Origin of the sequence: Actinomadura sp. 7K534, assembly GCF_004348575.1 — a bacterium.
In the GTDB taxonomy this organism is placed as follows: Bacteria; Actinomycetota; Actinomycetes; order Streptosporangiales; family Streptosporangiaceae; genus Spirillospora; species Spirillospora livida.
This window is the reverse complement of the sequence record NZ_SMKB01000325.1, coordinates 1-6,684: the sequence shown is the minus strand read 5'-3', so window position 1 is coordinate 6,684 and position 6,684 is coordinate 1. Positions and strand designations below refer to the sequence as shown.

Genomic DNA, 6,684 nt, shown 5'->3' with positions numbered 1-6,684 from the left:
CCTTCCCTCCGCCCCCTTCCCCACCAGGGCGGCATGTACCGGCGGACGGAATTGGTGCGGCGCTCGTCCATCGGCCGGCAACCGAGCGTCTCGACCGCCTCCAACCGGACGGGTGGTGCAGCGCGGCCGTGTGGTCCCAGCGGCGCCGCTCAGTAGCCGGAACGGTCCGCGTCGGGGCGGAGGCGTCGACGCTGGCCGGGGACGTGGGGCGACTCCAGGTGCCGTTCGGGCCGAAGAATCTGGGCGCCCCTCGACAACGCCGTGTTCGGCGGACAGCAGGGTTCATATGACGCGTCGGGGGCCGAGTAGCCCGGCGCGGGGTGGGCGCCCCTGACGAGAGAGGGATCCCGAGCCGGTGTGTTAGTTAGTAACATTTGTTAGTCTCTAACAGGTGGGGGTGCGGGAGGCGAAGCGGGAGCGGACGCGGCGGACTGTTCAGGAGCGGGCCCTGCGGCTGTTCCTTGAACGCGGGTTCGACGCGACTACGGTCGCTGAGGTCGCTGAGGCCGCCGATGTGTCGGCCATGACGGTGTTCCGCCACTTCCCTACCAAGGAGCATCTGGTCCTGCAGGACGAGTACGACCCGGTGATCGCCGATCGTGTCCGGCGCCGGCCGGCCGGGGAGCCGCTCCTTCGGCGGATCGCTCTGAGCATTCTGGACGGCCTGGACGATCTGCCTCCCGACCCGCACCTATTGCTCGCCCGCACCCGGCTGATCCTGGAAACCCCCGCGCTGCGCGCCCGGGTCTGGGAGAACAACCACGCCACCCAGCGGGTCATCGCGGCCGCCCTGCCAGACGAGGACCCGTTCGCGGTCCAGGTCGCCGCGAGCGCATGCCTGGCCGCCGCCACCACCGCGATGACCCGCTGGGCCGAGGGCGGTGGGCGGCTCGACTTGCGCACCGTGATGGCCGAGGCGCTGGAGGTGATCGTCCAGTGATCGAGACGAGCGAGCTCACCAAGCGCTACCGGCGCACGACCGCCGTGGACGGGCTCACCCTGCGCGTCGAGCCCGGGCAGATCTACGGCTTCCTCGGCCTCAACGGCGCCGGGAAGTCCACCGCGATCCGGATGCTGCTCGGCATGACCCGCCCGACGAGCGGCACCGTGCGCCTTCTCGGACGGGACGAGCCGGACTGGAGCCGGGTCGGCTACCTCGTCGACGGCGCCCACGCCTATCCCGGCCTCACCGTCCGCGAGAACCTGGAGATCACCCGTCGGCTGCGCCGCGAACCCGACCCCGGGGCCGCCGACCGCGCCGCCGACCTGCTCGGGCTGACGCCCTACCGCGACCGGCGCGCCGGAACCCTGTCGCTGGGCAACGCCCAGAGGCTGGGGCTGGCCAAAGCCGTCCTGCACCGTCCCGACGTGCTCATTCTGGACGAGCCGGCCAACGGGCTGGACCCGCTCGGCATCAGGGAGCTCCGCGGCATCCTGCGACGCCTCGCCCACCAGGAGGGCACGACGATCCTCGTGTCGAGCCATATTCTCGCCGAGGTCGCCCGCACCGCCGACCGCATCGGCATCATCGACCGGGGCCGCATGCTGACCGAGTTCGCCGCCGCCGACCTGCCCCGCTGCACCTGCGACGCCGAAGACCTGGAGGACGTCTTCCTGCGCCTGCTCACCGGCGACCGGTCGGCGCCGCCATGAACGCCGCGCTGCAGACCGAGACCGCCAAGTTCCTGCGTTCCCGCGCGCCTTGGGTAACCGCGGCGGCGTTCCTGCTGCCGGTGGCACTCGCCGCCGTGTTCGTCGGGGCCTCCGGCACCCCGCCGCTGGACGAGAAGTCGCAGGCCCTGGGCATCACCCCGGACTGGTCCGGCTTCCGCTCCGCCCTCATGCAGATCGACGCCGCGGGCGGGTTCCTGCTGTTCGGCATCCTGGTCACCTGGATGTTCGGCCGCGAATACAGCGACCGCACCGTCCTCGACCTGCTCGCCCTCCCCACCTCCCGCACCTCGATCGTCCTCGCCAAGTTCACCGTCACCACGGCCTGGCTGATCCTGCTCGCCGCCTTGCAGATCGCCGCGTGGGTCGCGACCGGGATCATGCTCGGGCTGCCCGGCACCCCGCACCGCGGGCTGGCCGAGCTGCTCATGCTGCTCGCCTTCACCGCCGCCCTCGCGCTCCCGATCGCACTCGCCGCGAGCGCGGGCCGCGGCTACCTGCCCGGCATCGCGGCGACCGTCGCGCTCCTCGTCTGCGGTGTCGCCGCCGCGATACTCGGCGCGGCCGCCTGGTTCCCGTGGGCCTTGCCCGCGACGGCAGGCGGCCTTTCCGGCGCGGCGTCCGTCCCGCTCACCGCCCCGGCGATCGCCGCCGCGACGGTTGCGACGGGCATCGCCGCCACGACCCTCTGGTGGCGGCGGGCCGACCACTAGAGCGATCTCACGGGTCGGAGCCGGTTACATCTGGTCCCACAGGCGCCGTTCCTCCGGGGAGGGAGGGGTCTTGCACATGCACTCCGGATGGCCCGGGGGAAGGTCGGCGGACGCTGCCGGGTCCGGTGGAAGGCACCACGGAGGCAGCGGATACCCGAAGAAGACGCACCACCCGCATCCGACGTCGTACATGAACCGATCAAGGAACCGCCGCAGCCGGTGCCGGTCCGCCATCGGTGACCTCCGCTGTTTCCGATCTTCATGGGCCGGCCGGTCAGGTGATGCCGAGCTCGCTGTCGATCATGGAGAACATCTCCTCGTCGGTGGCCGACTCGATCCGGGCGCGGCCGTCCTCGGCGCCGTTCCCGCCGGTCAGGCCGGCGAGGACCTCCTGGAGCCGGGCGGTGACCGCGGCGCGTGTCCCGTCGTCCATGCCGGAGAGGGCTAGGTCGGCTTCGAGTTTGGCGAGCGTGCCGAGGACGGCCGCGCCGGGCTCGGCCTCGTCCGGGGACAGCCGCGCGGCCAGATACCGGGCGAGCGCGGTCACGTTGGGGTGGTCGAACACGACCGTGGACGGCAGGCGCGTGTCGATGACGGTGCCGAGCCTGTTGCGGAGTTCGACCGCGGTGAGCGAGTCGAAGCCGAGGTCCAGGAATCCGCGTTCGGTGTCGATGCTCTCCGGCGTCGTGTGGCCCAGCACCGCGGCGGCGTTGTCCCGCACCGTCCGCAGCAGGCGGTCGAAGCGGTCCTCCGGGGTGAGACCGGCCAGGTTTCCGGCGGAGAAGGCGGCCTCGATCCGGCGCCCCGCCCCGTCGGTTGGTCGGACGAGCGTGTGGAAGAGCCTGGGCAGAGTCGCCCTGGGCTGCCGTCGCAATGCCCGCATCTCTAGGCGGACCGCCACCAGCAGCGCCTCATCGGTTGCCAGGGCGGCGTCGAACAACGCCAGCGCCTCCCGGGTGGGCAGGGGCAGGATTCCCGAGCGGCCGAGCCTGGACAGGTCCTGTCGGTCGAGGTCCCGGGTCAGCTCGCTGGTGTCCTCCCACAGCCCCCAGGCCACCGATGTGGCCGGCAGGCCGCGGGCCCGGCGCCAGGCGGCGAAGGCGTCCTCGAAGGTGTTGGCCGCCGCGTAGTTGGCCTGGCCCGGTGCCCCCAGCACGCCCGCGCTCGACGAGAACATCACGAAGGCCGACAGGTCGTGGTCCCGGGTCAGCTCGTGGAGGTTCATGACGGCGTCCACCTTGGGACGCAGCACCCTTGCCAGACGGTCCGGGGTCAGCGAGCCGACGACGGCGTCGTCCACCGTCCCGGCGGTGTGGATCACCGCGGTCAGCGGATGGGGCTCCGGTATGGCGGCGATCACCTGGGCGAGCCGGTCGCGGTCGGTGGCGTCGCATGCCGTGATCTCGACGTGTGCGCCCGCGGCGGCCAGTTCGGCCTGCAGTTCGGCCGCGCCGGGGCCGGCGAACCCGCGCCGGCTGGTCAGGAGGAGGCGGCGCACCCCGTGCTCGGCGACCAGGTGCCGCGCCACCAGGGCGCCGAGGGTGCCGGTGCCGCCGGTGACCAGCACCGTGCCGTCCGGGGCGGGCGGCGTGGGCACGGTGAGGACGATCTTTCCGACGTGCCGCGCCCGGCTCATGAACCGGAACGCCTCCGGTGCCCTGCGCACGTCCCAGGCGCGCACCGGCAGCGGGGTCAGGATGCCGCGTTCGAACAGATCGCGGAGTTCGGCCAGCATCTCGCCGATCCGGGCAGCCGGTACGTCCGCCAGGGAGAATGCCTGGTAGGCGACTCCCGGACATGCGTCGGCGACCTCCGCGGCGTCGCGGACGTCGAGCTTCCCCATCTCGATGAAGCGCCCGCCCCGCGGCATCAGCCGGAGTGAGGCGTCGACGAACTCGTGCACCAGCGAGTTGAGGACGACATCGACGCCCCGGCCGCGCGTCTCGTCCATGAACCGCTGCTCGAACGCGGTGTCGCGGGACGAGGCGATGCACGCGCCGTCGATTCCCGCCTCGCGCAGCACGTCCCACTTGCGGGGGCTCGCCGTCCCGTACACGCGGGCGCCCCAGTGCCGCGCGAGCTGCACGGCGGCCATTCCGACACCGCCGGCGGCGGCGTGCACCAGGACGGATTCCCCGGACTCCAGGCCCGCCAAGTCGGCCAGCCCGTAGTAGGCGGTCAGGAACACCGCCGGGACGGCGGCGGCCTGCTCGAACGACCAGCCGGACGGAATCGGCGCCACGACGCGGTGATCGGCCACCGCCACCGGGCCGAAGGTCCCCGGGAACAGGCCCATGACCCGGTCGCCGACACCGAGGCCGCGGACCTCCGGACCCACCTCGGTGATCACACCGGCGGCCTCGCTGCCGATGGCGCCCCCGTCCTGGTGCGCGCCCAGCGCGATCAGCACGTCGCGGAAGTTCAGGCCCGCCGCCCGGACGGAGACCCGGACCTCGCCCGGTTCCAGGGGCCGGAGCGCTTCCGGGGCGGGCACGAGGGACAGGCCCTCCAGGGTGCCGCCAGGGCCGGGTACCAGCGTCCAGACATCCGCGCCCTGCGGAAGTGACAGCGTGCCCGGCTGCGCGGCGGCTCCGCGGACCAGCCTCGGGATCCTCGCCTCGCCGCGGCGCAGCGCGATCTGCTCCTCGCCTTCGCCGGCGGCGGTCGCGATCGCGGCCGGCAGCGACCGGAGGGAATCCGCGTCCCCGTCGAGATCGGCGAGCAGGAAGCGGCCGGGGTTCTCCGACTGCGCCGAGCGGAGCAGGCCCCAGACCGGTGCGTGCGCCAAACCGGCCACATCGTCGTCGGTGCCGCACGCCACCGCGCCGGACGTGACCACCACGAGGCGAGCGTCCTCGAAGCGCGGTTCGGCCAGCCAGTCCTGGACCAGCCGCAACGCCTCGGCTGCGGCCCGGTGCGCCTCGCCCGCCGGGTCGTCCGCGGCCCCGGTCCTGGACGGGCAGGACACCAGCACGAATCGGGGAACCTCGGCTTCCGGGCGGCGGGCCAGTTCAGCCAGATCGGGGTGGGTCCACACGTTCACCTGAGCGGTCCGGAACGCGTCGCTCAGGCCCAGCGGATCGGCGCCGACCAGGGCCCACTCCCCCGATGGCGAGACGCCGGGCGTGCCTAGCGGGTGCCAGGCGATCCTCAGGAGCCGGTCGTCCCGCCGCGCCATCCGGGCCACCAGGCTCTGCGCTGCGACCGGCCGTACCGCGACGGACTCCACCAAGGCCACCGAACGCCCAGTCGGGTCGATCATCGTCAGTGATACGGCGTCTTCACCGGTGGGTGCGACGTGCACGCGCAGCGAACGGGCCCCTCGCTGGAGCACCCGGAGGCCCGACCAGGCGAACGGCAGGCGAAGCCCGTCGGTTCCGTCGTCAGTGAAGTCCAGCAGAGCGACCTGCAGGGCGGCGTCCAGGAGTGCCGGGTGGATCTCGAAGGCGTCCGCCTGCTCCGCCTGATCTTCGGCCAGGCCCACCTCGGCGTACAGGTCCTCGCCGCTCCGCCATGCCCGCTCGACCCCTTGGAACGCCGGGCCGTAGACGTAGCCGCGCTCGGCCAGGCCGTCATAGAAGTCGGTCGTGTCGAGCAGGTCCGCGTCTGGGGGCGGCCACTCGCGCAGGGCGGGCGGCTCGTCCGCTGTGGCGGCGGGCGCCAGCAGTCCCTCGGCGTGGCGTGTCCACGGCGCGTCGGCGGAGCTCCCGAGCGTCCGCGCGAAGACACCGACCGTCCGGGCGCCTCCGTCGCCGGGAGCCCCGACCCGGATCTGCAGCGCGACCACGGCCTGCTCGTCCAGGACGAGCGGCTCCCGCAGCGTGATCTCCTCCAGCCGGTCGCAGCCGAGCCCGCGGCCCGCCCGCAGCGCCATCTCGGTGAACGCCGCGGCCGGCACGAGCGGCGTGTCCCTCACCCGGTGATCGGCCAGCCACGGTTGGGACGACAGCGACAGGCGGCCGGTGAGCACCACTTCCTCGTCGTCGGCCAGAGCGAGGGACGCCCCCAGGAACGGGTGACCGGTCCCTTCCAGCCCGAGCCCCTCGGCGTCACCGCGGGCCGCCCCGCCGCCATCGAGCCAGTACCGCTGCCTCTGGAAGGCGTAGGTGGGCAGTGCGGGCGGGTTCGCGGGTCGTGGGATGCCGATGGCTTCGAGGATGTGGGTCCAGGTGAGGTGGGTGCCTTGGGTGTGGAGGGTGGCGAGGTTGGTGAGGAGTTGGGTCCAGGTGGGGTGGTCGCGGTGGAGTGTGCCGGTGGCGGTGGCGGTGGTTTCGGGGGTGGTGTCGAGGGTGTGTTGGAT

At 72.9% G+C, this 6,684-nt stretch carries 4 protein-coding genes; 3 read left to right on the top strand and 1 reads right to left on the bottom strand.

The window, feature by feature from the left end; all coding sequences use genetic code 11:
- Positions 1-391 precede the first annotated feature (391 nt).
- The 3 genes from E1266_RS34320 to E1266_RS34310 are packed head-to-tail and all read left to right on the top strand — an operon-like array spanning position 392 to position 2,384.
- Positions 392-940 carry a TetR/AcrR family transcriptional regulator gene (locus E1266_RS34320; RefSeq protein ID WP_207946096.1) on the top strand — a complete coding sequence of 183 codons (549 nt, stop codon included), beginning with the start codon at positions 392-394 and terminating at the stop codon, positions 938-940.
- Positions 937-1,653, top strand: a complete 717-nt coding sequence (locus E1266_RS34315) for an ABC transporter ATP-binding protein (RefSeq protein WP_207946095.1) — start codon at positions 937-939, stop codon at positions 1,651-1,653. Before E1266_RS34320 ends, E1266_RS34315 begins: the two co-directional genes overlap by 4 nt.
- Positions 1,650-2,384, top strand: coding sequence for an ABC transporter permease (locus tag E1266_RS34310; protein WP_132054281.1), 735 nt, complete (start codon positions 1,650-1,652; stop codon positions 2,382-2,384). Before E1266_RS34315 ends, E1266_RS34310 begins: the two co-directional genes overlap by 4 nt.
- 274 nt (positions 2,385-2,658) lie before the next feature.
- On the opposite strand, the gene E1266_RS34305 is transcribed toward E1266_RS34310, so the two are convergent.
- A partial coding sequence (locus tag E1266_RS34305; protein ID WP_132054279.1) for an SDR family NAD(P)-dependent oxidoreductase occupies positions 2,659-6,684 on the bottom strand: 4,026 nt, incomplete at its 5' end.

Bases quoted from the DNA above. Each gene is read 5' to 3' on its own strand.
- E1266_RS34310 (WP_132054281.1), top strand. From the start codon at position 1,650: ATGAACGCCGCGCTGCAGACCGAGACCGCCAAGTTCCTGCGTTCCCGC.